This window comes from Bradyrhizobium sp. sGM-13, assembly GCF_018398875.1.
Taxonomy (GTDB): domain Bacteria; phylum Pseudomonadota; class Alphaproteobacteria; order Rhizobiales; family Xanthobacteraceae; genus Bradyrhizobium.
Genome location: NZ_JAGWDK010000475.1, coordinates 1 through 224, shown reverse-complemented (window position 1 = coordinate 224; position 224 = coordinate 1). Strand labels below are relative to the sequence as shown.

At 60.7% G+C, this 224-nt stretch carries 1 pseudogene; it reads right to left on the bottom strand.

The window, feature by feature from the left end:
- Positions 1-212: pseudogene (locus KJQ96_RS39710) on the bottom strand (ABC transporter substrate-binding protein); the annotation flags it as partial.
- Positions 213-224 lie beyond the last annotated feature (12 nt).

Below are 224 nucleotides of genomic sequence, written 5' to 3'. Positions count from 1 at the left end.
AGCGGCGCCCAATAGGCTTGTTCGGTGATCTTCTTGATCGCCGCCGAATAGGCCTCCTTGCGCACCTCCGGGTTGATAGATGAGCCGCCCTGGACCAGCCATTTCTGCACGTCGGGATCGCGCGCATAGTCGTCGGCGCCGCCGTCGAAGTAGTTCGGCAGAATGGCGGAGACGTCGTTGATCGAATAGCTGCCCCAGCTCCCGAGATACATCCTCAATTCGCC